This window comes from Pseudomonas sp. Q1, from assembly GCF_009935975.1.
Classification (GTDB): Bacteria; Pseudomonadota; Gammaproteobacteria; order Pseudomonadales; family Pseudomonadaceae; genus Aquipseudomonas; species Aquipseudomonas palleroniana.
In genome coordinates, this window is the sequence record NZ_QODI01000003.1 from 271,960 (window position 1) to 296,348 (window position 24,389).

General features: G+C 60.4%; 21 protein-coding genes. 7 read left to right on the plus strand and 14 right to left on the minus strand.

Annotated elements, in window-relative coordinates:
* Window positions 1-14: 14 nt before the first annotated feature.
* The 6 genes from DK870_RS06370 to mreB all read right to left on the minus strand — a co-directional run bounded on the left by DK870_RS06370 (window position 15) and on the right by mreB (window position 8,848).
* Window positions 15-3,830 carry a YhdP family protein gene (locus tag DK870_RS06370; RefSeq protein WP_161548264.1) on the minus strand — a complete coding sequence of 1,272 codons (3,816 nt, stop codon included), beginning with the start codon at window positions 3,828-3,830 and terminating at the stop codon, window positions 15-17.
* Window positions 3,831-3,906: 76 nt separating this feature from the next.
* Complete coding sequence (gene rng / locus DK870_RS06375; RefSeq protein WP_010567681.1) at window positions 3,907-5,364, minus strand: ribonuclease G; 1,458 nt, start codon at window positions 5,362-5,364, stop codon at window positions 3,907-3,909.
* Between the two features lie 70 nt (window positions 5,365-5,434).
* Window positions 5,435-6,031 (minus strand): nucleoside triphosphate pyrophosphatase, encoded by a 597-nt coding sequence (locus tag DK870_RS06380; protein WP_090366764.1) that lies wholly within the window; start codon window positions 6,029-6,031, stop codon window positions 5,435-5,437.
* A 51-nt stretch (window positions 6,032-6,082) separates the two neighbouring features.
* On the minus strand, window positions 6,083-6,571 hold the full coding sequence (gene mreD / locus DK870_RS06385) for a rod shape-determining protein MreD (RefSeq protein ID WP_003171788.1): 489 nt from the start codon (window positions 6,569-6,571) through the stop codon (window positions 6,083-6,085).
* Window positions 6,571-7,671 carry a rod shape-determining protein MreC gene (gene mreC / locus DK870_RS06390; RefSeq protein WP_081087022.1) on the minus strand — a complete coding sequence of 367 codons (1,101 nt, stop codon included), beginning with the start codon at window positions 7,669-7,671 and terminating at the stop codon, window positions 6,571-6,573. Before mreC ends, mreD begins: the two co-directional genes overlap by 1 nt.
* 139 nt (window positions 7,672-7,810) lie before the next feature.
* On the minus strand, window positions 7,811-8,848 hold the full coding sequence (gene mreB, locus DK870_RS06395) for a rod shape-determining protein MreB (RefSeq protein ID WP_002555108.1): 1,038 nt from the start codon (window positions 8,846-8,848) through the stop codon (window positions 7,811-7,813).
* 210 nt (window positions 8,849-9,058) lie between these two features.
* Between mreB and gatC the strand changes: the two genes are divergently transcribed.
* The 6 genes from gatC to DK870_RS06425 all read left to right on the plus strand — a co-directional run bounded on the left by gatC (window position 9,059) and on the right by DK870_RS06425 (window position 14,270).
* A complete protein-coding gene (gatC, locus tag DK870_RS06400) occupies window positions 9,059-9,346 on the plus strand; it encodes an Asp-tRNA(Asn)/Glu-tRNA(Gln) amidotransferase subunit GatC (RefSeq protein WP_057006884.1) in 288 nt (95 codons plus the stop codon).
* 16 nt (window positions 9,347-9,362) lie between these two features.
* Window positions 9,363-10,814, plus strand: coding sequence for an Asp-tRNA(Asn)/Glu-tRNA(Gln) amidotransferase subunit GatA (gene gatA / locus DK870_RS06405; RefSeq protein ID WP_060754931.1), 1,452 nt, complete (start codon window positions 9,363-9,365; stop codon window positions 10,812-10,814).
* 10 nt (window positions 10,815-10,824) lie between these two features.
* Window positions 10,825-12,270, plus strand: coding sequence for an Asp-tRNA(Asn)/Glu-tRNA(Gln) amidotransferase subunit GatB (gene gatB, locus DK870_RS06410; RefSeq protein ID WP_060754930.1), 1,446 nt, complete (start codon window positions 10,825-10,827; stop codon window positions 12,268-12,270).
* Between the two features lie 145 nt (window positions 12,271-12,415).
* Window positions 12,416-12,787 (plus strand): septal ring lytic transglycosylase RlpA family protein, encoded by a 372-nt coding sequence (locus DK870_RS06415; protein ID WP_060754929.1) that lies wholly within the window; start codon window positions 12,416-12,418, stop codon window positions 12,785-12,787.
* 50 nt (window positions 12,788-12,837) lie between these two features.
* On the plus strand, window positions 12,838-13,893 hold the full coding sequence (locus DK870_RS06420) for a calcium/sodium antiporter (RefSeq protein WP_161548353.1): 1,056 nt from the start codon (window positions 12,838-12,840) through the stop codon (window positions 13,891-13,893).
* The gene (locus tag DK870_RS06425) at window positions 13,890-14,270 is read left to right on the plus strand and encodes a carboxymuconolactone decarboxylase family protein (protein WP_060754927.1); all 381 of its coding nucleotides are present in this window, start codon (window positions 13,890-13,892) and stop codon (window positions 14,268-14,270) included. The genes DK870_RS06420 and DK870_RS06425 overlap by 4 nt, the downstream gene beginning before the upstream one ends.
* On the opposite strand, the gene DK870_RS06430 is transcribed toward DK870_RS06425, so the two are convergent.
* The 5 genes from DK870_RS06430 to kdgD form a co-directional block, all read right to left on the minus strand.
* Entirely contained in the window at window positions 14,267-15,208 is a 942-nt protein-coding gene (locus tag DK870_RS06430) for an AEC family transporter (protein ID WP_060754926.1), read from the minus strand. The two genes, DK870_RS06425 and DK870_RS06430, sit on opposite strands and share 4 nt — an antisense overlap.
* 344 nt (window positions 15,209-15,552) lie before the next feature.
* On the minus strand, window positions 15,553-17,106 hold the full coding sequence (garD, locus tag DK870_RS06435) for a galactarate dehydratase (RefSeq protein ID WP_161548265.1): 1,554 nt from the start codon (window positions 17,104-17,106) through the stop codon (window positions 15,553-15,555).
* 11 nt (window positions 17,107-17,117) lie between these two features.
* Window positions 17,118-18,482: an MFS transporter gene (locus DK870_RS06440; protein WP_161548266.1), complete on the minus strand. Its 1,365-nt coding sequence runs from the start codon at window positions 18,480-18,482 to the stop codon at window positions 17,118-17,120.
* 96 nt (window positions 18,483-18,578) lie between these two features.
* Window positions 18,579-20,024: an aldehyde dehydrogenase family protein gene (locus DK870_RS06445; RefSeq protein ID WP_161548267.1), complete on the minus strand. Its 1,446-nt coding sequence runs from the start codon at window positions 20,022-20,024 to the stop codon at window positions 18,579-18,581.
* A 54-nt stretch (window positions 20,025-20,078) separates the two neighbouring features.
* Complete coding sequence (kdgD, locus tag DK870_RS06450; protein ID WP_161548268.1) at window positions 20,079-20,990, minus strand: 5-dehydro-4-deoxyglucarate dehydratase; 912 nt, start codon at window positions 20,988-20,990, stop codon at window positions 20,079-20,081.
* Between the two features lie 232 nt (window positions 20,991-21,222).
* Between kdgD and DK870_RS06455 the strand changes: the two genes are divergently transcribed.
* The gene (locus tag DK870_RS06455) at window positions 21,223-22,377 is read left to right on the plus strand and encodes a phospholipase (protein WP_161548269.1); all 1,155 of its coding nucleotides are present in this window, start codon (window positions 21,223-21,225) and stop codon (window positions 22,375-22,377) included.
* 3 nt (window positions 22,378-22,380) lie between these two features.
* Here the strand turns inward: DK870_RS06455 and DK870_RS06460 are convergent, their stop codons facing one another.
* The 3 genes from DK870_RS06460 to DK870_RS06470 all read right to left on the minus strand — a co-directional run bounded on the left by DK870_RS06460 (window position 22,381) and on the right by DK870_RS06470 (window position 24,342).
* Entirely contained in the window at window positions 22,381-23,130 is a 750-nt protein-coding gene (locus DK870_RS06460) for a FadR/GntR family transcriptional regulator (protein WP_060754920.1), read from the minus strand.
* A gap of 157 nt (window positions 23,131-23,287) precedes the next feature.
* Window positions 23,288-23,707: a ClpXP protease specificity-enhancing factor gene (locus DK870_RS06465; protein WP_060754919.1), complete on the minus strand. Its 420-nt coding sequence runs from the start codon at window positions 23,705-23,707 to the stop codon at window positions 23,288-23,290.
* A 17-nt stretch (window positions 23,708-23,724) separates the two neighbouring features.
* Window positions 23,725-24,342 carry a glutathione S-transferase N-terminal domain-containing protein gene (locus tag DK870_RS06470; RefSeq protein ID WP_161548270.1) on the minus strand — a complete coding sequence of 206 codons (618 nt, stop codon included), beginning with the start codon at window positions 24,340-24,342 and terminating at the stop codon, window positions 23,725-23,727.
* Between the last annotated feature and the right edge of the window lie 47 nt (window positions 24,343-24,389).

Sequence of the window (24,389 nt, forward strand, 5' to 3'; positions counted from 1 at the left end):
TACTCCACAGTCTCTCAGTTTGGTTTTTCAAATGGTTTGTCGAACGTGATTTTCGGGTCTTTCCAAGGCCCTTCCACTTTGTATTGCACGCTGGCGAAGCGCGAAACACGGTCACCGATCAATTTGTCGATCAGAAACAACGCCCCCCCAATGGCCGGCGCCCCGACAATCAGCGCCGCAATGGGCAGGTTGTTGGTCACAGGCAAAGTCACCAGCAACTTGGCGTCCACGCGGTCAGCCACCAGGTCCAGGGTGCCGTTGAGTTCCAGATTGGTCGACGGCCCGGTCATGGTGATCGGCTCACGGGTCACGAAGACTCCGTCACTGGCCGCCAGCAACCCCTTGACTCGGTCATAGCTCAAGCCCTTGCCGAGCAGGTCCGAGAAGTCCAGGCGCAAACGACGACCGATGGAGTTGAAGTTCAACAGGCCGAACACCCGCAACGCCTGGGCGCCGCCCTCCACTTCCACAAACTGACCTTTACGGAACGAGGCATCGAGGCTGCCGGAGAAGCGCTTGGGCCCGACCCACGCCGGTGAACCCGGCCAACGGCCATCCACGTCCAGGTGGAAGTCCTCGCTGGTCACGGTTGGCGCAAAGCCCCAGCCCTTCAGCACATCGGCGATATTCTTGCCATCCAGGCGCCCTTTGTACCAACTGTAACTGGCCCCTGGCGCACCTTCCCAGCCACCGGCGCCCTTGAGCAGCATGCCCTTGAGGCCCAGATCCAGGTCGGTAAACGCCAGGCCCTTGGCGGTCGGCCGGATCTTCAGCGACCAGGCCCCCACGAGGTCCGGCCCCTGGAACAGCTTATCGATGGCGATATCCAGTGCCGGAATATCCTTGGGATCAATATCAGCCAGCGGGTCAGGAGCGTTTTCGTCCGCCTGTACCGTTGGGTCCACCGCAGGCAATTTCACGTACTGCAGGTTGATCGCAATCGGCGCGCCCTTGGCGTCCGGCAGGTTCACCGTGCCTTTGGCCTGCTGGCTGTCGAGCTGCAAGCCCCACGCAGCAGGCTTGCGGTCGAGCTGCAGGCTGACTTGATCCAACTGGGAGCCAAGGCCGGTCAGCTTGCCCACCTTGAAATCGGCACCACTGAGCAGTTGCTTGGCACTGCCGCCCGGATCGTTGCCCGCGTAACGGTTAACCAGTTTTTTCCATGGGTCGATATCCAGTTCCGACAGCACCCCGCGAATGCGCAGGCCTTTGTTCCCGGGCAATAACGCGTTGCCATCGCCGAGGAACAACTCGCCACGACCGTCATTGAGCTTGTCGGGTGGCGCCGCAAAGGTGAAACTCGCCAACTCGCCGTAACTGAACCAATAGCGGCGCTCGGCACCTTGCAAAGTCATGCGAAAGACGCTGTCACGCCCCTGGCTGGCTGGCATGCCAAAGGGGGCGGGCAAATCTACTGCAACGCCCTTCATATTGGAGCTGACCATGAGTTGGCTGTCAGCGCCATCCAGGGTCAGCTGCAGTTGGTAAGGTATGTCGCCGGAAACCGGTAATGGCTGGCTGATCTTCAACCAATCCGTCAGACGCTTCACCGTGACCTGGCCTTTGGCGGTCACGCGGGTACTGATATTGCCGGGCTTGCCATCGGCAACAATCTGCGCAGTGATGGGACGGTCGAACGCCTGCGCCGAAATGTTCTGGCCGCTCAGGCCCTTGGCGCTGTCGAAGCGGAAGTCACCCTTGAGCTGGGTCAGGTCCAGTGGCGGCTCGGCCAGTTGCAGGCGGGCCTTGTCGGTCTTGAAGTCCACCACGATCTTGGGGTCGGTCCCCTTGGCCAACGGAACATCCAGGTCCAGGCTGCCTTGCAGATCGCCCTCGCCTTTCCAACCGGCGAAGGTCGAGGCTGTGCCTATCGGCGCTTCCTGAAGGATTTTCAGACCATCACCCAGGCCACCGGCAAACCCTCCGGTCAGCAGCAGGTGACTGTCCTGGCCGGCAGGTGCGTGGGGAATATTGACATAGACATCCTTGACCTTGGTGTCGAGCAACTGGCCCTTGCTGGCCAGAATACGCACACCGCTCTCCTCGACGAACACTTCACCGTCGACCTTGCCCACATGAGGCCAGCCCGGCTGGAACGCCAACTCGGCATCATGCACCTTGAAGAACAGGCTGATATTGCGCGAAGCCGGCAGCGCGTCGTGGTTCAGCGAGCCCTGGTACTGGAAGAAACCCTGGTCAACCGCCCCTTTGAGAATCGCTGTGCGCAACCACTCATCCAGCGACGGGCTGAGTACGGCGGGCAGATACTTGGGGGTGAAGCGACCATCACCATCAACCATGCCGACCCGCAGGTCCATGTAGTCTTCCTGGTTATGGTCGAAATGCAGGCGAATCAGGAAGTCGGCAGCGATTTTGCCTTCCTCGCCCAGCACCTTGATGTAAGGCGCTATCAGGGTGAAGCCTTCCTTATCCAGCTTCCAGGTCAGTCGCGCATTGGCCTGGATGTACTGCCAAGGCTTGGCGAAGATCGGGTCCAGATGCAGGGAAAAGTCCTTGCTGTCCATGCGCAATTCGCCATGGCCCAGGTCGCCGCTGATACTACCGGACACGTTACGCGCGGCCGGCGCACCGAAATAAGCATCAAAGCCGATGCGCTCAAGGTTGGCGGCGAAGCTGACTTTCTGGTCGGTGGTATCCTGGGGGCGCAGATCCACCAGTACATTACGCAGTACCCCCGTGGCCTTCAGATGCTCCAGGGTCTTGGCGAAGCCTTCCGGCAACGGCGCCAAGGCATTCAACAAAGGGGTGATAGGCGTCAGATCGAGGCGATCGGCCTGGAGCTTCCAGACCTCCTGGTCCTTGTCCGTGGCCAGGGTTTGCTGCAATTGCATGTGCGATTCCCAGCGGGTATCGCCCAGGTTCATCGCGAGCGAATCGAACAGCACCTTAAGGCCGCTATCACTGCGTTGCAGATAAGCGGTCAGGGCCAGATTTTCGATATGCACAGGCTTGCGATCGGCATAGCTGCCCTTCACTTGCGCAGAGTTGAGACGCACCGCAGCACTTTGGACAGTACCTTTGGCCCAGCTCAACCAGAACTCACCGCCGGCCTGGAACTGCGTGAGCTTCCATTGCCGGGTCAACTTCGCGGGAATCCATTTGGCCCAGTCGCTCTGGGGCAGGCTGAGATAGGCTTCGACTTCTGCGTCTTGCCATTGGCTGGCGCGAATGCGGCTGCGCAGGCTGACGGCAAGCGGTTGACCGTCAGGCAACGTCAAGCGTGCATCCAAACGTTGCCGAGTCATGCCGGTGTGCAGGCTCAAGCCGACGTAAGTCATGGTCAGCGGCGCCTGATCGAACGGCTGGAGGGTGACCTGGCTATCCAACAGCGACACGCGCTTGACCATTTGCATGCGCGTCAACAACTGCCCGGGGTCCAGTGGCTGTTCATCCCGTACCGGCAGACCTTGCAAGGCCCAGTGACCGTCCTTGTCTTCCTTGACGCTCAATTGCAGCCCACTGACTTGCAGATGGGCGATGCGCACTTCAAGGGCCATCAGGCTGGCCCAGATATCCGGCACCACTTCGACCTGATCCAGGCGCAGGGCGCTGCTGCCCTCACCGACCATCACGTCGTGGGCCAGCAATACCGGGGCGAAGCCACTCCAGCGCCCCTCGAGGCTGCCAATGTGCAGGGGCATGTCAACCGCGGCCTGGGCCTTGGCCTCAACTTGCGCACGGTATTCGGCCACCAGCGGCGTCAGTTCACGACCCAGGCTCACGTATACCGCCGCCATTACCAGCAGCAGCGCACAGAGGCCCAGGCCCCAACGGGTCAAAGCGGCAAAAAAGCGTATCAGACGCTCCATGTCAGGCGACCCTCAAGGCAGTTGGCGGACGGCAGATCATGGCCTGCCGGTCTCACGGAAAGAAAGCGAATGGGGATCAGAGCAGCACCACGTCGTATTGTTCCTGGGAATACATGGTTTCAACCTGAAAACGGATGGTGCGCCCGATAAAACCTTCCAGCTCCGCGACGTTACCGGACTCCTCATCCAGCAATCGATCGACCACTTTCTGGTTGGCGAGCACTCTATAGCCTTCAGCCTGGTAGGCTCGCGCCTCCCGTAAGATTTCCCGGAAAATCTCGTAGCAAACCGTTTCTGGAGTCTTCAACTTGCCGCGCCCCTGGCAACTGCTGCAAGGCTCGCACAGCACCTGCTCAAGGCTTTCACGGGTACGCTTGCGGGTCATCTGCACCAGGCCAAGCTCGGTGATACCGATGATATTGGTCTTGGCGTGATCGCGCTCCAGCTGCTTCTCCAGCGTGCGCAACACCTGACGCTGGTGCTCTTCGTCTTCCATGTCGATGAAGTCGATGATGATGATGCCACCGAGGTTGCGCAGGCGCAGTTGGCGGGCAATCGCCGTAGCCGCTTCGAGGTTGGTCTTGAAGATGGTTTCTTCCAGGTTGCGGTGCCCTACGAACGCGCCCGTATTCACGTCGATGGTGGTCATGGCTTCTGCCGGGTCTACCACAAGATAGCCTCCGGACTTGAGTGGCACCTTGCGCTCCAGGGCTTTCTGAATTTCATCTTCGACGCCATACAAGTCAAAGATTGGACGTTCGCCAGGGTAGTGTTCCAGGCGATCGGCAATTTCCGGCATCAGTTCGGCAACAAACTGCGTGGTGCGCTGGAAGGTTTCCCGCGAGTCGATGCGAATTTTCTCTATCTTTGGGCTGACCAGGTCGCGCAGGGTGCGCAGCGCCAGGCCCAGGTCTTCATAGATGACGCTCGGTGCGCCAACGGTCTTGATCTGCGCGCCTATCTGGTCCCACAAACGCCGCAGGTAACGGATGTCCATCAGGATCTCATCCGCGCCGGCGCCTTCAGCGGCCGTGCGCAGGATAAAACCACCCGCTTCCTTGATGCCCTCAGCGGCCACACAATCACTGACGACCTTTTTCAGGCGCTCACGCTCGGCTTCGTCTTCGATTTTCAGCGAGATGCCGACATGGGCAGTACGGGGCATGTACACCAGGTAGCGTGATGGAATCGATAGCTGGGTGGTCAGGCGTGCGCCCTTGGAGCCGATGGGGTCCTTGGTGACTTGCACGACCAGGCTCTGCCCTTCATGCACCAGAGCACTGATGCTTTCCACCGCCGGGCCTTCGCGCAGGGAAATTTCCGAGGCATGGATAAACGCAGCACGGTCCAGGCCGATATCGACGAACGCTGCCTGCATCCCCGGTAACACGCGCACCACTTTGCCTTTATAGATATTGCCGACGATCCCGCGCTTCTGGGTGCGCTCGACATGCACTTCTTGCAGAACACCGTTCTCTACCACCGCCACGCGCGATTCCATCGGCGTGATATTGATCAGAATCTCTTCACTCATGGCTGGGTCTCGTTCAGGCGTTTTCACAATAGTGGCCGATCGCTTAAGGCTGGGCGCTGGAGTCAAGCGATCAGCGCACGGTGAGGTTTTGCCAACAGGGTATGCCGAATTGGCCAAGCAGTTGCGCGGTTTCGCACACCGGCAAGCCGACCACGGCGGAATAACTGCCATTGAGACCGGTCACAAATACCGAACCCAACCCTTGAATAGCATAGCCCCCCGCCTTGTCCTGAGGTTCGCCACTGTGCCAGTAAGTTGTAGCCTCTTCGACAGAAACCCCGCGAAAACGTACACGGCTGCTTACACATTGGGTTACGCAGCGCAGCCCATCAGTAACAGCAATCGCGGTTAGGACTTCATGCTCGCGATCAGAAAGCGCCAGCAACATCGCCAGCGCATCGGCTTGATCCACCGGCTTACCGAGGATCTGACCGTCGACGATCACAGCCGTGTCGGCACCCAACACACAAGCGCCGGAAGAATGTTCAAGCGCAGCAAAACCTGCCATGGCCTTGCCACGCGCAAGACGCTCGACATAGGCAACGGCGGGTTCGTTTGCAAGAGGGGTTTCATCAATGGCGGCGCTGACCACGGTGAAAGGCACACCGATCTGGGTCAGCAGTTCACGTCGCCTCGCAGAGCCCGAGGCCAGATAAAGCGAATTCATTCAAGACTCTCCCTGTAGAGTTCGATAACCAGGCAGAGCCTCGCAATCCATTCAATTGATTTTATAACGACGACGCAGGCCGCGCAGGCCGAAACTGATCCAGGGCCACAGTAGCGCACTGACCAGAGCCGGTAACACCAATGCCAGGGTTGGCTGGCGGTTACCGGTCAAGGCGCTGAGCCATAGTTGCACCAACTGCGCCAGGCCGAAGATCACCAGGATCACCAGGCACTGCTGCCACATCGGAAACATGCGCAGACGCTGTTGCAACGACAGCACCAGAAAGGTAATCAGGGTCAGGATCAACGCGTTCTGCCCAAGCAAAGTGCCATAGAGCACATCTTCCGCCAAGCCCAGAAACATCGCAGTGACCATGCCCACTTTGTGCGGCAGGTTCAGCGACCAGAAGGCCAGCAGCAATGCCAGCCACAGTGGGCGCAGGATCTCCATGAACTGCGGCAGTGGCGACACGCTGAGCAGCAAACCGATAGCAAAGGTTAGCCAGACGATCCAGCCATTGCGCGAATGAGTACCGGCCATTATTCCTCCCTCTGCCGCGTAGTTGCCGGGGTGGTTGCCGCCGGCCTGGCGGCTGGCGTCGCGGCCGGTGGTTTAGCTGCTGCCGGTTTGGCTGGCCGCGCACTGTGGGCGGCCGGCTTGGCCGGGGTTGCTACGGGCGCCGCCGGAGCGGCTGCCGGTGCAGGCGGCCCTACGAACGCGGGCTTGGGCACCGTCGCCGGAATGATCGGCGCCGTACCGTTTTGCTTGTCTTCCGCCTCTTGGGCCTGCGCGGCGTCATTGGCGCGCTCTTCCGGCGTGCGGTTGTCACTGAAGACCAGCAGCAGGTAACGGCTACGGTTGAGGGCAGCGGTCGGCACGGCGCGAACAATGGCGAACGGCTGGCCGGAATCGTGGATCACTTCCTTGACCGTCGCCACCGGGTAGCCGGCGGGGAACCGCTGGCCGAGACCGGAGCTGACCAGCAGGTCGCCTTCCTTGATGTCGGCGGTATCGGCCACATGCCGCAGTTCCAGGCGCTCCGGATTGCCGGTGCCGCTGGCGATTGCACGCAAGCCATTACGGTTGACCTGCACCGGGATGCTGTGGGTCGTGTCGGTCAGCAACAATACCCGCGAGGTGTAGGGCATCAGCTCAACCACCTGGCCCATCAAGCCACGGGCATCGAGCACCGGCTGGCCAAGGACCACACCGTCGCGCTCACCCTTGTTGATGATGATGCGATGGGTAAACGGGTTGGGGTCCATGCCGATCAACTCGGCCACTTCGACCTTCTCGTTGACCAGTGCGGAAGAATTGAGCAACTCGCGCAGCCGAACGTTCTGCTCGGTAAGGGCCGCGAGCTTTTGCAGGCGTCCCTGCAGCAGCAGGTTCTCAGTCTTGAGTTTTTCGTTCTCGGCAACCAGCTCGGTGCGGCTGCCGAATTGGCTGGCCACGCCCTGGTAGAGACGTTGCGGCAGGTCGGTGATCCAGTAGGTCTGCATCAGCACCAGCGACATCTGGCTACGCACAGGCTTGAGCAGTGCAAAGCGGGCATCGACCACCATCAGCGCGACCGAAAGCACGACCAGCACCAATAAGCGCACGCCCAATGAGGGGCCTTTGGCGAAAAGCGGTTTAATAAGCCGCTCCTCCCAGGCAAATGTTCTCTTTATTCATACGGCATCTAACCGGCCTGGATGCAGATTGAAGAAGATAAACGCCAACAGGCAGCACTGCAAAGTGCTGCCTGCCGACGAAGCATGAACCATCCTGGCGATCTTATTCGCTGGAGAGCAGGTCCATGGTGTGTTTATCCATCATTTCCAGTGCACGGCCACCACCGCGGGCAACGCAGGTCAGCGGGTCTTCGGCGACGATCACCGGCAGACCGGTTTCCTGGGCCAGCAACTTGTCGAGGTCACGCAACAACGCGCCACCACCGGTCAGCACCAGGCCACGCTCGGCGATATCGGAAGCCAATTCCGGCGGCGATTGCTCCAGGGCGCTTTTCACTGCCTGAACGATAGTGGCAAGGGACTCTTGCAGAGCTTCCAGCACTTCGTTGGAGTTCAGGGTGAAGGCACGTGGAACGCCTTCGGCCAGGTTACGGCCGCGAACGTCGACTTCGCGCACTTCGCCGCCCGGGTAAGCGGTACCGATTTCCTGCTTGATGCGCTCGGCGGTGGATTCACCGATCAGGCTGCCGTAGTTGCGACGTACATAAGTGATGATCGCTTCGTCGAAGCGGTCGCCGCCTACGCGCACGGATTCGGCATACACCACACCGTTCAGGGAAATCAGGGCGATTTCAGTGGTACCACCACCGATATCGACCACCATCGAACCGCGCGCTTCCTCAACCGGCAGGCCGGCGCCGATAGCGGCAGCCATAGGCTCTTCGATCAGGAACACTTCGCGGGCACCGGCCCCCAGGGCCGATTCACGGATGGCACGACGCTCCACCTGGGTGGACTTGCATGGAACGCAGATCAGCACGCGAGGGCTGGGCTGCAGAAAACTGTTTTCGTGAACCTTGTTGATGAAGTACTGCAGCATCTTCTCGCAGACGCTGAAGTCGGCGATCACGCCGTCCTTCATCGGACGAATGGCAGCAATATTGCCTGGTGTACGGCCGAGCATGCGCTTGGCCTCGGTGCCGACGGCAACGACACTTTTCTGATTACCATGGGTCCGAATAGCCACAACCGATGGCTCATTCAGGACGATACCGCGCTCGCGCACGTAAATAAGGGTGTTGGCAGTGCCCAGGTCAATGGAAAGATCGCTGGAAAACATGCCACGCAGTTTCTTGAACATGGGAAAGGGACCCTAGGCAACGCGTGGGTAAAAAAGTGCGGCAAACTCTAACAACGACAGGGATTTTGGGCAAGGCGCCAATGTGCTAAATTGGCCGACTTTCTGTGCACCAACCCCCACAATCGCGGCCATATGACCGTAGAAATGCGGTAGTGTTCCGACAATCTAACACACGGACGCCCTCCGTTCTGTTTTCCACTGGAGAATCCCATGGCGCTTGAACGCTCCGACGTGGAAAAAATCGCGCATCTGGCCTCGCTTGGCCTGAATGACGCCGATCTTCCACAGACCACCGCAGCCCTGAACAGCATTCTCGGGCTGGTTGACCAAATGCAGGCCGTGAATACCGACGGTATCGAGCCCCTGGCTCACCCGCTGGAAGCCAGCCAGCGCCTGCGCGCAGACGTCGTGACCGAGCGCGATAACCGCGAGGCCTACCAGTCCATCGCGCCAGCGGTCGAAAACGGCCTGTATCTGGTTCCGAAAGTCATCGACTAAAGGGAAAGAGCCTTTCATGCATCACATGACTCTGGCCGAGATCGCCCGCGGTCTCGCCGACAAAAAGTTTTCTTCCGAAGAGCTGACCAAGACCCTGCTGGCGCGCATCGCCGAGCACGATCCCAAGGTCAACAGCTTCATCAGCCTCACCGAGGAACTGGCCTTGAGCCAGGCCAAGGCCGCCGACGAGCGTCGCGCCAACGGTGAACAAGGCGCACTTCTGGGCGCACCGATCGCCCACAAAGACCTGTTCTGCACCCAGGGCATCCGCACCAGCTGCGGCTCGAAGATGCTCGACAACTTCAAGGCGCCCTACAACGCCACCGTAGTCGCCAAGCTGGCCGCCGCCGGGGCCGTAACCCTGGGCAAGACCAACATGGACGAATTCGCCATGGGCTCGGCCAACGAGTCGAGCTACTACGGCGCAGTGAAAAACCCGTGGAACCTGGAGCATGTGCCCGGCGGCTCGTCCGGGGGCTCGGCTGCGGCCGTCGCCGCACGTTTCCTGCCGGCCGCCACCGCCACCGACACCGGCGGGTCGATCCGCCAGCCTGCCGCGTTCACCAACCTCACTGGCCTGAAGCCGACCTACGGTCGTGTTTCCCGTTGGGGCATGATCGCGTACGCGTCCAGCCTGGATCAGGGCGGCCCGCTGGCTCGGACTGCAGAAGACTGCGCAATTTTGTTACAAGGCATGGCAGGCTTCGATAAACAGGACTCCACCAGCATCGATGAGCCAGTGCCGGACTACAGCGCCAGCCTGAATACGTCGATCAAGGGCCTGCGTATCGGCGTGCCGAAGGAATACTTCAGCGCAGGCCTCGACCCACGTATCAACGAGCTGGTTCACAACAGCATCAAGGAGCTGGAAAAGCTCGGCGCCGTGATCAAGGAAATCAGCCTGCCGAACAACCAGCATGCGATTCCGGCCTACTACGTGATCGCCCCGGCGGAAGCCTCCTCCAACCTGTCGCGTTTCGACGGTGTGCGCTTCGGCTACCGCTGCGAAAACCCGAAAGACCTGACCGACCTGTACAAGCGCTCGCGTGGCGAAGGCTTTGGCGTGGAAGTACAACGCCGGATCATGGTGGGTGCCTACGCGCTGTCGGCTGGTTACTACGATGCGTACTACCTCAAGGCGCAAAAAATCCGTCGCCTGATCAAGAACGACTTCATGAGCGCCTTTAATGAAGTCGACGTGATTCTCGGCCCAACCACGCCTAACCCGGCCTGGAAGATCGGCGCCAAGAACAACGACCCGATCGCCGAGTATCTGGAAGATTTCTACACCATCACCGCCAACCTCGCGGGCTTGCCTGGCCTGTCCATGCCGGCCGGTTTCGTCGACGGCCTGCCGGTGGGCGTGCAATTGCTCGCACCGTATTTCCAGGAAGGCCGCCTGCTCAATGTGGCGCACCAGTACCAGTTGAACACTGACTGGCACACTCGCACCCCTACCGGCTTCTGAGGAGAACACTATGCAATGGGAAGTTGTGATCGGGCTGGAGATTCATACCCAGCTCGCCACCCAATCGAAGATTTTCTCCGGTAGCGCCACCACGTTCGGCTCAGAGCCCAACACCCAGGCCAGCCTGGTTGATCTGGGCATGCCCGGCGTGCTGCCGGTGCTGAACCAGGAAGCGGTGCGCATGGCGGTGATGTTCGGCCTGGCGATTGACGCCCAGATCGGCCAGCACAACGTGTTCGCGCGCAAGAACTACTTCTACCCGGACCTGCCCAAGGGCTACCAGATCAGCCAGATGGAACTGCCGATCGTCGGCAAGGGCCACCTGGACATTCCCCTGGAAGACGGCACGATCAAACGTGTCGGTGTAACCCGCGCCCACCTGGAAGAAGACGCCGGCAAAAGCCTGCACGAAGAATTCCCGGGGGCTACCGGCATCGACTTGAACCGTGCCGGCACGCCGCTGCTGGAGATCGTGTCCGAGCCGGACATGCGCAGCGCCAAGGAAGCCGTAGCCTACGTCAAGACGATCCACGCACTGGTGCGCTACCTGGGCATCTGCGACGGCAACATGGCCGAAGGTTCGCTGCGTTGCGACTGCAACGTGTCGGTCCGCCCAAAGGGCCAGGTCGAATTCGGCACCCGCTGCGAGATCAAGAACGTCAACTCGTTCCGCTTCATCGAAAAGGCGATCAACAGCGAAGTGCGTCGCCAGATCGAACTGATCGAAGACGGCGGCAAGGTCATCCAGCAGACCCGCCTGTACGACCCGAACAAAGACGAAACCCGCGCCATGCGCAGCAAGGAGGAAGCCAACGACTACCGTTACTTCCCCGACCCGGACCTGTTGCCGGTCGTGCTGGAGGACTCGTTCCTCAATGACATCCGCAGCACCCTGCCGGAACTGCCGCAGCAGAAACGCGAGCGCTTCCAGGAGCAGTTTGGCCTGTCGGTCTACGATGCCAGCGTCCTGGCGTCCAGCCGCGAACAAGCCAACTACTTCGAAAAAGTGCTGAGCATCGCCGGCGACGCCAAACTGGCGGCCAACTGGGTGATGGTCGAGCTGGGCAGCCTGTTGAACAAACAGGGCCTGGAAATCGACGAAGCCCCAGTCACAGCCGAGCAACTGGGCGGCATGCTGCTGCGTATCAAGGACAACACGATCTCCGGCAAAATCGCCAAGACCGTGTTTGAAGCCATGGCCGCAGGCGAAGGCAGCGCCGACGAAATCATCGAGCAGCGTGGCCTCAAGCAAGTGACCGACAGCGGTGCGATTTCCGCCGTTCTCGACGAAATGCTCGCGGCCAACGCCGAGCAGGTCGAACAATACCGTGCGGCCGACGAAGCCAAACGCGGCAAGATGTTCGGCTTCTTTGTCGGTCAGGCGATGAAAGCATCCAAAGGCAAGGCCAACCCGCAACAGGTGAACGAACTGCTGAAAAGCAAGCTCGAAGGCTGACAGCGACGAAGAGACCGGGTGAGCTCGGTCTACTGTAGGAGGGGGCTTGCCCCCGATGAGGGTGTGCCAGTCAGCAATTTTATAGACTGACTCACCGCTATCGGGGGCCAGCCCCCTCCCACATTTGATAGGGGGATACCTGGAAATGAAGCGTCTATTCGGCCTCCTGGCCCTGTTCTCCCTGTTGACCGGTTGCGCCAGCGGCCTCATTGACCCCAACGGCTACGACGAAACCGGCACCGCCTCCTATTACGGTGCCAAGCACCATGGCAAAAGAACCGCCAGCGGTGAACCCTTCAACCAGAACGCCCTGACGGCCGCCCACCGGCGCCTGCCCTTCGGCACCCGGGTCAGGGTGACCAACCTCGCCAACAACAGATCCGTGGTGGTACGCGTGAATGACCGTGGCCCGCATACCCGAGGGCGCTTGATCGATCTGTCGCGCAAAGCAGCCGAGCAACTGGGTATGCTGGGCAGCGGCACCGCACGGGTTCGTGTGCAAGCCATGAGCAACTGATCGAGGCCGCCTTGAGTATTTTTGGATTGAACGCACTCTCGCCCTGGAGCCTGGCCGAACTGATCAGCGGCCTGTTGCTGCTGATCGTCGGTGCCGAAATCCTGGTGCGTGCCGCCGTGCGCCTGGCCGCCAGCCTCAAGGTACGGCCGCTGATCATCGGCTTGAGTATCGTCGCCTTCGGCAGCAGCGCGCCGCAGATGACCGTCAGCCTGCAAGCCACCGTGGCCGGCAACACCGATATTGCCGTGGGCAGCGTGATCGGCAGCAGCATCTTCAACATCCTGGTGACCCTGGGTTTGTCCGCCCTGGTCATTCCATTGCGAGTGTCACGACAATTGGTTCGCCTGGACATCCCGGTCATGATCCTCGCCGGGCTGCTGGTCTTTGCGCTGGCAGCCAACGAAGCGCTGACACCCTTCGATGGCCTGCTGTTGCTCGCCGCCCTGGCGGGCTATCTGGGCCTGTTGCATTACCAGACCCGCCACTCACGCCGCCCACGTACACGGGATACCGTGGCCCAAGCGCCTTGGCTGAGTAGCGTATTGCTGATGCTGGGCGGGTTCCTGGTGCTGGTGCTGGCCGGGCATTTGCTGCTGGGCGCGGCGGTGGATGTGGCCGGTGACCTGGGCCTGTCGGAACGCATCATCGGCCTCACGCTGATCGGCGTCGGTACTTCTCTGCCGTGCCTGGCCACCTCGTTGATTGCAGCCCTGCGTGGCGAGCGGGAAATAGCCGTGGGCAACGTGATTGGCAGCAATTTGTTCAACCTGCTGGGCGTACTGGGTTTTACGGCGTTGATCGCACCGTCGCCACTGTCGGTGTCACCCAACGCCCTGGACTTCGACCTGCCGGTGATGCTCGGCGCAATCACCCTGTGCTTGCCGGTGTTCTATACCGGTTACCGCGTCACTCGCGCCGAAGGCCTCGTTCTGCTGGGGCTGTACCTTGCGTATGGCCTGCATGTGATGGCGTTCACCACCGGCATGCCCCTGGCCAATAAGCTCGAACAATTGATGCTGTACTACGTCCTGCCGGTGCTGGTGGCGTTGCTGTTGTTCACATCGCTACGGGCCTGGCGTCGTCAACACAAGAGGGAATCGCAATGACCGATCAGAAAAAGCCCGGGGTTGAAATGCGTCGCCAAGTCATGGGCGACGCGTTCGTCGAACGCGCCCTGGGCAATGCCACCGAATTCACCCAACCGTTGCAGGATTTCGTCAACGAGCACGCGTGGGGCAGCGTGTGGAATCGCGAAGGCTTGCCCCTGAAGACGCGCAGCCTGATCACCCTTGCCGCCCTGACCGCGCTCAAATGCCCGCAGGAGCTCAAAGGCCATGTGCGGGGCGCACTGAATAATGGCTGCACCGTCGAAGAAATTCGCGAAGCGCTGCTGCATTGCGCGGTGTATGCCGGGGTGCCGGCGGCGATCGATGCGTTTCGTGCGGCCCAGGAAGTCATCGACAGCTACCAGAAGGAAGGTTAGATCCAGCCGCCTGCCTGCAATACAAAGATCCCGATATTCGTGGTCACCGCCGCCATCAGCGTGGTGATCACGATAATCGCCGCCGCCAGTTCATGATTGCCCTCGGCCGCCCTGGCCATCACGAAACTCGCAGCGGCCGTCGGCGCGCCGAAGTACAGAAACAGAATGCCCAGCTCCGGCCCCCGGAAGCCCAGCAACCAGGCGCCTAGCGTCGCCACCAGCGGCAAGCCGAGCATTTTTACCAGGCTGGCGCTGAGCGCCATGTTGCCACTCTTGCGCAGCGCTGCCAGCGACAAGGTGCCACCGATGCAGATCAACGCCAGCGGCAGGGTCATGTCCGCCAAATACCGGGCGCAAGACTCCAGCCAACCCGGCAGGCCGATCTTGAACATCGCAAACGGCGCGGCCGCAATCACGCTGATGATCAACGGGTTGGCCAGCACACTTTTGCAGATACTCCACGGGTCGGACTTGATCACCGGGCTATACACCGCCAGCACGATGGTCGACAGCGTGTTGTAGAACAGGATCACCAACGCCGCGAGGATAGCGCCCAGGGAAATGCCGTAGTCACCGTACATGCTGGCTGCCAGCGCCAGGCCGATGACCCCGTTATTGCCGCGAAACGCACCCTGGGTATAAATGCCCCGGTCTTCACGCGGGCAACGAACAATCGCCCAACCCCAGGCCAATGCAAAGCTGAGCAAGGTGGCAACGGCAAAGTAGATCAGCAAACCCGGCTTGAGCGCCGAATGCAGATCGGCATGCAGGATGCCCAGGAACAGCAGCGCCGGCATGGTGACGTTGAACACCAGGGACGAGGCAGTGTGGATAAAGTTGTCGTTGATCCAGTTGATGCGCTTGAGCAGCACACCAAGGAACAGCATGGCAAACACCGGCGCCGTGATGGTGAGGGTGGTGAAGAAAATAGCCAGCATGCCGGGGAGAACCTTGGTCGACGTCGTCAGGTAGCCAATGATAAGCCACCACAGGCCACCCCGTCCGGTTGTAGTGAGCGGGCTCGCCCCGCGCTGGGTGGCGCAGCCGCCCCAACGAGCCCTCCCAAGACGCTTCAGAAAGACCGAGGCGCCTGGGTTGAGGGCGAGGCACGCCCTAATACCAGCCAGTCAAGGCTTAACGCTGTCACTGTGGGAGGGGGCTTGCTCCCGATGGGCTGCGAAGCGGCCCTAATCCCAAGCGCTTCGGTCTTTCTGAAACACCGCGGCGATTGGGGCGGCTTTGCCGCCCAGCGCGGGGCAAGCCCGCTCACTACAAGGCAAGTTCAGGTGATAGGCGCAGGATTGAACAGGGTGATGTCGTTATGCAGCTTATGCCGTTCGGCCCACGTCTGCTTCTTGCCGCTGGCCACGTCCAGGTAGAAGTGAAACAACTCCCAGCCCAATTCCTCGATACTCGCGCGCCCTGTGGCAATGCGCCCGGCGTCGATATCGATGAGATCCGGCCAGCGCTGCGCCAACTCCGTGCGCGTCGACACTTTCACCACGGGCGCCATCGCCAGCCCATACGGCGTGCCACGCCCGGTGGTGAACACATGCAGGTTCATTCCCGCCGCCAGTTGCAAGGTGCCACACACAAAATCACTAGCCGGCGTGGCGCAAAAAATCAGACCCTTGCCCTTGAATCGCTCGCCGGGGCCAAGCACGCCGTTGATCGCACTGCTGCCGGATTTGACGATAGACCCCAAAGACTTCTCGACAATGTTCGACAACCCGCCCTTCTTATTGCCTGGCGTGGTATTGGCGCTGCGATCCGCCTCGCCCTTGGCCAGGTAACGGTCGTACCAGTCCATTTCCCTGACCAGCTCCCGAGCAACGTCCTCGCTCTGTGCGCGAGAAGTCAGCAGGTAGATGGCGTCTCGGACTTCAGTCACTTCGGAAAACATCACCGTCGCCCCGGCCCGCAACAGCAAGTCCGAGGCGTACCCCAGCGCCGGGTTGGCGGTGATGCCGGAAAACGCATCACTGCCCCCGCATTGCATCCCCAGGATCAGCTCAGAGGCCGGCACGGTTTCACGACGACGCTGGTCGAGCTTCTTCAAGCGGGTTTCGGCCAGCGCCATGATCTGCTCGATCATTTCAGTGAAGCCGTGGCTGGCGTCCTGCAGGCGGTACAACCACGGCTCGCTCAGGTCGACGGAACTGTCGTGCTCATGCATCACTTGCCCGGCCTGCAATTTCTCGCAACCCAGGCTGATCACCAGCGCTTCGCCCCCCAGGTTGGGGTTGCGTGCCAGGTTGCGCACCGTGCGGATCGGGATATAAGCATCCGTCGCGGTGATCGCCACGCCGCAGCCGTAGCTGTGGGTGAGCGCCACCACGTCGTCAACGTGCGGATACTTGGGCAGCAATTCGTCCTTGATGCGCTTGACCGCATGATCCAGCACGCCCGTGACGCACTGCACCGTGGTGGTGATACCGAGGATATTGCGCGTCCCCACGGTACCGTCGGCGTTGCGATACCCCTCGAACGTAAAGCCCTCCAACGGCGCCTGGGTTTGCGGGACCTCGGTGGACAGCGGCAAGCTGTCCAGCGGTGGCGCGGTGGGCATGCGCAGTTGATCTTCCTGCACCCAACTGCCACGTGGAATCGGCGCCAAGGCATACCCGATGGTCTGGCCATAACGAATGATCCGACCGCCTTCGGGAATATCTTCCAGGGTCACCTTGTGGCTCTGGGGAATAAACTCCACCGTCACCAGGCCGTCCGCAAACTCGGTCCCGGCCGGTACCCCCTGATCGTTGACCACGATCACCACGTTGTCGCGCTCGTGCAAACGAATCGAGCGCGGCGAATCGGCATGTTCAATCAATTGCATCACACGGCCCCTCAGGAATGCGCTTCGGACAGATGGGTCAGCTCAGGCCCCTTGCTTGGAGGCTCTTTGAGTACTACACGCTTGATCGGGCCAACGATGACCAGGTAGCTGAACACCGCCACCAGCGCGTTGGCGCCGACAAACACCAGGGCCCACTTGAACGAGCCGGTGGTGCTGATGATGTAACCGATGACGATCGGCGTGGTGATCGACGCGAGGTTACCGAAGGTATTGAACAAGCCGCCACTGAGGCCGGCGATCTGTTTCGGCGAGGTGTCGGACACCACCGCCCACCCCAGTGCGCCAACGCCCTTGCCGAAGAACGCCAGGGCCATGAAGCCCACCACCACCCATTCGATATCCACGTAGTTGCAGGCCACGATACTGCTGGAAATCAACAGCCCGCCAATGATCGGCGCCTTGCGCGCGAAGGTCAGCGAATGGCCCCTGCGCAGCAGGTAATCGGAAATCACCCCACCGAGCACGCCGCCGATAAACCCGCAGATCGCCGGCAACGACGCAATGAAGCCGGCCTTGAGGATGGTCATGCCACGGTCCTGCACCAGGTACACCGGGAACCAGGTGAGGAAGAAGTACGTGATGCCGTTTATGCAATATTGGCCCAGGTACACGCCGAGCATCATGCGGTTGGTCAGTAACTGGCGGATGTAATTCCACTTCGGGCCGTCGGTTTTCTTGCCTTTGCCTTTATCCTGATCCATATCGACCATCGCACCATTGGCCGCGATGTGATTGAACTCGGCTTCGTTGATCATCGGGTGCTGGCGCGGGCTGTGGATCACTTTGAGCCAGATCAGCGAAAACAGAATGCCGATCACGCCCATCACGATAAACACGTGCTGCCAGCCGAAGGTGAAGACGATCCAGCCCATCAGCGGCGCAAACAGCACGGTGGCGAAGTACTGCGCCGAGTTGAAGATCGCCGACGCCGTACCGCGCTCCGCCGTAGGAAACCACGCTGCGACAATACGCGCATTTCCGGGAAACGACGGTGCCTCAGCCAGGCCCACCAGAAAGCGCAGCATGAACAACGCGACCACTGCGGTGGAAACCCCGAACTCACCGACATAGCCTTGCAGCACGGTGAACAAAGACCAGGTGAAGATGCTCAAGGCATAGATTTTTTTTGAGCCGAACCGGTCCAGCAACCAGCCACCGGGAATTTGCCCAGCCACGTAGGCCCAACCGAATGCGGAGAAGATGTAACCGAGGGTGACCGCGTCGATACCGAGGTCTTTTTGCAGGCTGGAGCCTGCGATGGCGATAGTGGCCCGGTCGGCATAGTTGATCGTCGTCACCAGAAACAGCATGAGCAGGATCAAATAGCGGACGTGGGTCGGCTTGGTCGCTTGCATGAAGAAGTACTCCCACTAATTATTTTTTTTGCGGGTAATCATTTCTGTGTTGAAGGTAGGAGCCGGCAGGCAACCGGCTCCTACGACGGGCGCGTCCTACGACCCGATGTAGCTGGTTTTCACCACGGTGTAGAACTCTTGTGCATAACGACCTTGCTCACGCGAACCATAGGACGAGCCCTTACGGCCACCGAACGGCACGTGGTAATCCACACCCGCGGTCGGCAGGTTGACCATGACCATCCCGGCCAGGGAGTGGCGCTTGAAGTGGTTGGCGTATTTCAGCGACGTGGTGGCAATACCGGCCGACAGACCGAACTCGGTGTCATTGGCCATCGCCAATGCCGCCTCGTAGTCCGCCACGCGGACCACGTTGGCTACCGGACCGAAGATCTCCTCACGACTGATACGCATGGCGGCTTCGCTGTCGGCAAACAGCGTCGGCGCCAGGTAGTAGCCTTCGGTGTCACAGGTCACCAGGCCGCCGCCACTGACCAGCCGAGCGCCTTCGCTTTGGCCGATGTCGATGTATTTCAGATCCTGGTCCAACTGGGCCTGGGACACGACCGGGCCAATATCGGTGCCGCTTTTCAGCGCGTGACCGACAGTGATAGAGCGCATGCGCTCGGCCATGGCCGCGACGAACCGGTCGTGGATGCCGGCCGTGACAATCAAGCGACTGGATGCGGTGCAACGCTGGCCGGTGGAGTAGAAAGCACTTTGTACCGACAGCTCGACAGCCTGCTTGAGGTCGGCATCATCGAGGATGATCTGCGGGTTCTTGCCGCCCATTTCCAACTGCACTTTGGCCTGGCGCGACACACAGCTCACGGCGATCTGACGACCCACGCCCACCGAGCCGGTGAAGCTGATGCCATCGACTTTCGGGCTGTTGACCAACATATCGCCGACCACACGACCGCTGCCCATCACCAGATTGAACACACCGGCCGGGAAACCGGCGCGAGAAATGATTTCCGCCAGGGCCCAGGCACAGCCCGGCACCAGCTCGGCGGGCTTGATCACCACGCAGTTACCGTAGGCCAGGGCCGGGGCGATTTTCCAGGCGGGGATGGCAATCGGGAAGTTCCACGGTGTGATCAAGCCGACCACACCCAGGGCTTCGCGGGTCACTTCAACGTGGACGCCTGGGCGCACCGACGGCACATAGTCGCCGGACAGGCGCAGGCATTCACCGGCGAAAAACTTGAAGATATTACCTGCACGCGTCACTTCGCCAATGGCTTCGGGCAGGGTCTTGCCCTCTTCCCGGGCCAGCAGGGTGCCGAGCTCTTCACGGCGGGCGAGGATTTCGCTGCCGACTTTATCCAGCGCATCGTGGCGAGCCTGGATACCGGATGTCGACCAGGCCGGAAACGCAGCCCGGGCGGCATCGATAGCGGCATTGACCTGGGCGACGTCAGCCTTGGCATATTCGCCGATGACATCGGACAACTCCGACGGGTTGAGATTGACGCAGTAGTCGGTACCGGCCACCCACTCGCCGTTGATGTAGTTTTCAAAACGCTTGGCTTGGGACACAAATCTTCTCCTGACGCAAAAGGCCGCTGATTGCTCAGCGGCCTTGTTGATAAGTTACTGCGGACCTTGCTGGTCGATCAGTGCCGCCAGGGCTTCGTATTCTTCCGGCAGCAAGTCGGTCAGCGGGGTACGGACCGAGCCTGCGTCATAGCCGGCGATCTTGGCGCCGGCCTTGACGATGCTCACGGCATAACCCGCCTTGCGGTTACGGATGTCGAGGTAAGGCAGGAAGAAGTTGTCGATGATTTTGGCGACCGTGGCGTGATCGTCCTTGGCAATCGCGTGATAGAAGTCCATCGCGGTTTTCGGGATGAAGTTGAACACCGCCGAGGAGTACACCGGAACGCCCAGGGCCTTGTAGGCAGCGGCGTAAACCTCTGCAGTCGGCAGGCCGCCGAGGTAGCTGAATCGGTCACCTAGACGACGGCGGATCGACACCATCAACTCGATGTCACCCAAGCCGTCCTTGTAGCCGATCAGGTTCGGGCAACGTTCGGCCAAGCGCTCCAGCAATGGCGCAGTCAGGCGGCAGACGTTGCGGTTGTAGACCACCACGCCGATCTTGACCGATTTACACACCGCTTCAACGTGGGCGGCAACCCCGTCCTGGCTGGCTTCGGTGAGGTAGTGCGGCAGCAGCAACAAGCCTTTGGCGCCGAGGCGTTCGGCTTCCTGGGCGTACTCGATCGCCTGGCGGGTCGAACCGCCCACACCGGCGAGGATTGGCACGCTGCTGGCGCAGGTATCAACAGCGGTTTTCACCACTTGGGAATATTCGCTGGCGGCCAGGGAGAAAAACTCACCGGTACCGCCGGCGGCGAACAACGCCGTCGCACCGTAGGGGGCCAGCCATTCGAGGCGCTTGATGTAGCCCGCCTGGTGGAAGTCACCCTGGGCATTGAAATCGGTCACCGGAAAAGACAGCAGACCGTGGGAAAGGATGGACTTCAGTTCTTGTGGATTCATTATTCGAACACCCTGGGCAAAGACTTCATGTGAAAGGTATTGTTGGTTTTCGCGATGTCGTACGTCATCGTACAACTATAAATAAATTCGTCAACCGCAATTCATCAGGCTGCAGTGCGCGGGATGTCTGGAAGTGCCTTCTTGACGTAGGAAAAATTTCCTCTATCCTCAAATTAACTGTATATGCATACAGTTATCAAGGAAGATTCCTACGACATAGCAAGGAGCTAACATGTCAGATCTTGAACTCGCAGCACCCGAAAAAAGCCCGCCGACATTGCGCTTCGAAGGGGGTGAACACACCGCCATCGGCGACGACACCCTGTTGCGCTTCGTCAAAGGCGCTCCGGCAATTCCTGCCCACCAGGTCGAGTTGCACCTGCCCAACGGCCTCGCACTGACGTATGGCCAAGTGATCGCCCTGGGCGGCGACTTCTATGGCATCCCCGGCCAACCCATCAGCGATGGCGCGTCCCCTGCCGACCGTGTGCAACGCTTCACGGCAGCGTTTAACTCGCTGGCCGTGCTGCCGGCCTCGCGGGAAGAAGCCAAAAAAATTCTCGCGGTGATGCAAAAGGAGATCAACGCGGTCAACCAGGCCATCAAGGACGGCAAGCAACCCCATGAAGCCTATGACGCCCTGGGTGATACGTTGTCTGAAGAATGGAACCGGATCACCGGCGGCGGCAGTGCCGTTTCGGCGCTGATCCCACTGGGGCGCTACCTGAAACTGGCGGCAGACAATGCCGATCACTTCGGCGAATGGGCGCTTTCGGCCTATCTGGCGGGGCACACGGCGGCACTTCAACAAGCCGTCGTCGCCCATCAGACCGGTACCGACCAGGCATTGGAGCTGGCGTATGCCATGAACAGTTTCGCCGATCACTTTTTGACCGACCTGTTCTCCGCCGGCCATTTGCGCGTACCGCGCAAACAATTGGCGGCCGTGGTGACGCCGGGCGATCTAGGTTCACTGATCAGTCGTTTCATGCACGACGAAGACAGCAAATTCGGACTCAACGTACGCAATGCCATGGGCGATCAGTGGCACGCCTATGGGGACAAACGCTACTTCGATGCGATTGACGCGGCCAATCGCGTACAGGTCAAACGTGCGGTACAGGCTTCAGCGGATGAGATCTTCGACACGTTTATCAGCGGGGTCGCGCCCTCTCCGGCCAACTTCAAGGCACCGCTGTATGTGCCGGACCTGAATGCCGCGCAGAACCCGACGAATAACTTCTCGCCGCTGTTCAAGATGGAGGGAGACAAGGTGCTGCGCCGAAAGGACGTGAATGACCTGAACGACAAGCACTGGACGAATGATTGGTGGGGGTGGAGCACCTACCTGTTGCTCAAGGACTATAAGCCCAACCAGCCCGCCTGACCCTTAACCGCGCTGCGCCTGCGCCTCTTCATGGGCATGGCGCAGCCGTTCCCGGCTGTTGGTCAGATGCAGCCGCATGGCCGCCCGCGCCGCATCCGAATCCTGCCGCGCAATCGCTTCATAGATTTCTTCGTGCTCACGACTCAAGCGGCTCATGTAGTGCTGCTGGTCATCATGGGCCAGGCGCGCCGAATTCAACCGCGTGCGCGGAATGATGCTGGTGCCCAGGTGGGTCATGATGTCGGTGAAGTAACGGTTGCCGGTAGACAGCGCAATTTCCAGGTGGAATGCAAAGTCGGACGCCACCGCATCACCGGCATGAGCCGCGCTTTCATTCAAGGCGTCGAGGGCGGCGCGCATGGCTGCCAACTGCTCATCACTGCGACGTAGCGCCGCCAGGCCGGCAGACTCCACCTCCAGGCTGATGCGCAGCTCCAGGATCGCCAGCACATCACGCAAGGTCACGACCGTGGCCGGGTCAATCCGAAAGCCGCTGGGGCTTGGCGTGTCCAACACGAAAGTGCCGATACCGTGACGGGTTTCCACCTGCCCTGCGGCCTGCAATCGCGAGATCGCTTCGCGCACGACCGTGCGACTGACCCCGTGGGCATCCATGATCGCCGACTCGGTGGGCAATTTATCACCGCGCTTGAGCTGGCCGTCGCGGATCTGTTCGGACAACACCGTGACCAGTTCCTGGGCAAGGCTGCGGCGCTTGCGGGGAAGACGAGGGGCGGTGTGGGCGTTATCCATGATGAATCATCTTTTTCGGCGAACTTGAGCACGCATCATAGCCCATGGTGGTTGTACGATCACCGTCCTGTCGCGACTTTCATCTTTATCATCCGCGCAAAAAAATGCCCCGACCCAGGTCGAGGCATTTTCCAGGCAGACCTCAAGGGTCAACCCATTACTTCACCACTTTCAGACTCGGCCGGCCGCTAGGGCGCGGTGGCTCGGTATCCGGTGGTGGCACATCATCGCCATCTTCGCCTTCGATCGATTCGTCATCTGCGAGAGACGACTCCAGATCAAACACCATGCCTTGGCCATTTTCCCGGGCGTAAATCCCGAGGATGGCGCCAATAGGCACGTACAGCGTATGTGGCACGCCGCCGAAACGCCCTTCGAAGCTGACTGCCTCGTTGTCCATGTGCAGGTGGCGCACGGCGCTGGGTGATACGTTCAGGACGATCTGCCCGTCACTGGCAAAACCCTGCGGTACCTGAACCGCAGGAAATTCGGAATTGACCAGCATGTGCGGGGTGCAATCGTTGTCCACAATCCACTCATAGAGCGCGCGGACCAGGTAGGGTCGACTGGAGTTCATCAGCGGCTCCTTAAGCCTTAGCGCATATCGCGTTCGGTACCAGACAGACTCGCCTGGAAAGCCTCACGCGCAAACTGGCGCTCCATGTAATCAAGCAACGGCTTGGCCGGCCGCGGCAGTTCGATACCGAGAATCGGCAAGCGCCAGAGTATCGGTAATAGGCAGCAATCCACCAAGCTTTGTTCCTCACTGAGGAAAAAAGGTTTATCGGCGAACAACGGAGAAACACCGGTCAGGCTCTCGCGCAATTCCTTACGCGCCTGCACCCGAGCGGCTTCTTTGGTACGCGAATCCAGAATCAGATCCACCAACCCGCACCAGTCACGCTGGATCCGATGGATCAGCAGGCGGCTGTTGGCACGCGCCACCGGGTACACCGGCAGCAAAGGGGGATGCGGGTAACGCTCATCCAGGTATTCCATCACCACAGTCGACTCCCACAACGCCAAGTCACGATCGACCAGAGTGGGCAAGCTGCCGTAGGGGTTCACTTCGATCAGCTTCGGCGGCTGACGGCCCGCCTCCACACTGATGATCTCTGCGCTGACACCCTTCTCGGCGAGCACGATACGTACTCGGTGGGAATAGTGGTCGGCGGGGTCGGAGTAACAGGCCAACCGATTGGTCACGCCCATGGCGGTCCTCCTCGCTTGTTGAAATTATCGAAAGCTCAAAAACGAGC

Excerpts from the sequence above, each read along its gene's own strand:
- DK870_RS06470 (WP_161548270.1), bottom strand. The coding sequence starts at position 24,342 with ATGGGCGTGACCAATCGGTTGGCCTGTTACTCCGACCCCGCCGACCAC.
- gatC (WP_057006884.1), top strand. The coding sequence starts at position 9,059 with ATGGCGCTTGAACGCTCCGACGTGGAAAAAATCGCGCATCTGGCCTCG.
- garD (WP_161548265.1), bottom strand. The coding sequence starts at position 17,106 with ATGCAATTGATTGAACATGCCGATTCGCCGCGCTCGATTCGTTTGCAC.
- DK870_RS06430 (WP_060754926.1), bottom strand. The coding sequence starts at position 15,208 with ATGCTGGCTATTTTCTTCACCACCCTCACCATCACGGCGCCGGTGTTT.
- gatB (WP_060754930.1), top strand. The coding sequence starts at position 10,825 with ATGCAATGGGAAGTTGTGATCGGGCTGGAGATTCATACCCAGCTCGCC.
- mreD (WP_003171788.1), bottom strand. The coding sequence starts at position 6,571 with ATGGCCGGTACTCATTCGCGCAATGGCTGGATCGTCTGGCTAACCTTT.
- DK870_RS06425 (WP_060754927.1), top strand. The coding sequence starts at position 13,890 with ATGACCGATCAGAAAAAGCCCGGGGTTGAAATGCGTCGCCAAGTCATG.
- mreB (WP_002555108.1), bottom strand. The coding sequence starts at position 8,848 with ATGTTCAAGAAACTGCGTGGCATGTTTTCCAGCGATCTTTCCATTGAC.
- rng (WP_010567681.1), bottom strand. The coding sequence starts at position 5,364 with ATGAGTGAAGAGATTCTGATCAATATCACGCCGATGGAATCGCGCGTG.
- DK870_RS06380 (WP_090366764.1), bottom strand. The coding sequence starts at position 6,031 with ATGAATTCGCTTTATCTGGCCTCGGGCTCTGCGAGGCGACGTGAACTG.
- DK870_RS06465 (WP_060754919.1), bottom strand. The coding sequence starts at position 23,707 with ATGAACTCCAGTCGACCCTACCTGGTCCGCGCGCTCTATGAGTGGATT.
- gatA (WP_060754931.1), top strand. The coding sequence starts at position 9,363 with ATGCATCACATGACTCTGGCCGAGATCGCCCGCGGTCTCGCCGACAAA.
- DK870_RS06415 (WP_060754929.1), top strand. The coding sequence starts at position 12,416 with ATGAAGCGTCTATTCGGCCTCCTGGCCCTGTTCTCCCTGTTGACCGGT.
- DK870_RS06370 (WP_161548264.1), bottom strand. The coding sequence starts at position 3,830 with ATGGAGCGTCTGATACGCTTTTTTGCCGCTTTGACCCGTTGGGGCCTG.
- kdgD (WP_161548268.1), bottom strand. The coding sequence starts at position 20,990 with ATGAATCCACAAGAACTGAAGTCCATCCTTTCCCACGGTCTGCTGTCT.
- DK870_RS06440 (WP_161548266.1), bottom strand. The coding sequence starts at position 18,482 with ATGCAAGCGACCAAGCCGACCCACGTCCGCTATTTGATCCTGCTCATG.
- DK870_RS06455 (WP_161548269.1), top strand. The coding sequence starts at position 21,223 with ATGTCAGATCTTGAACTCGCAGCACCCGAAAAAAGCCCGCCGACATTG.
- DK870_RS06460 (WP_060754920.1), bottom strand. The coding sequence starts at position 23,130 with ATGGATAACGCCCACACCGCCCCTCGTCTTCCCCGCAAGCGCCGCAGC.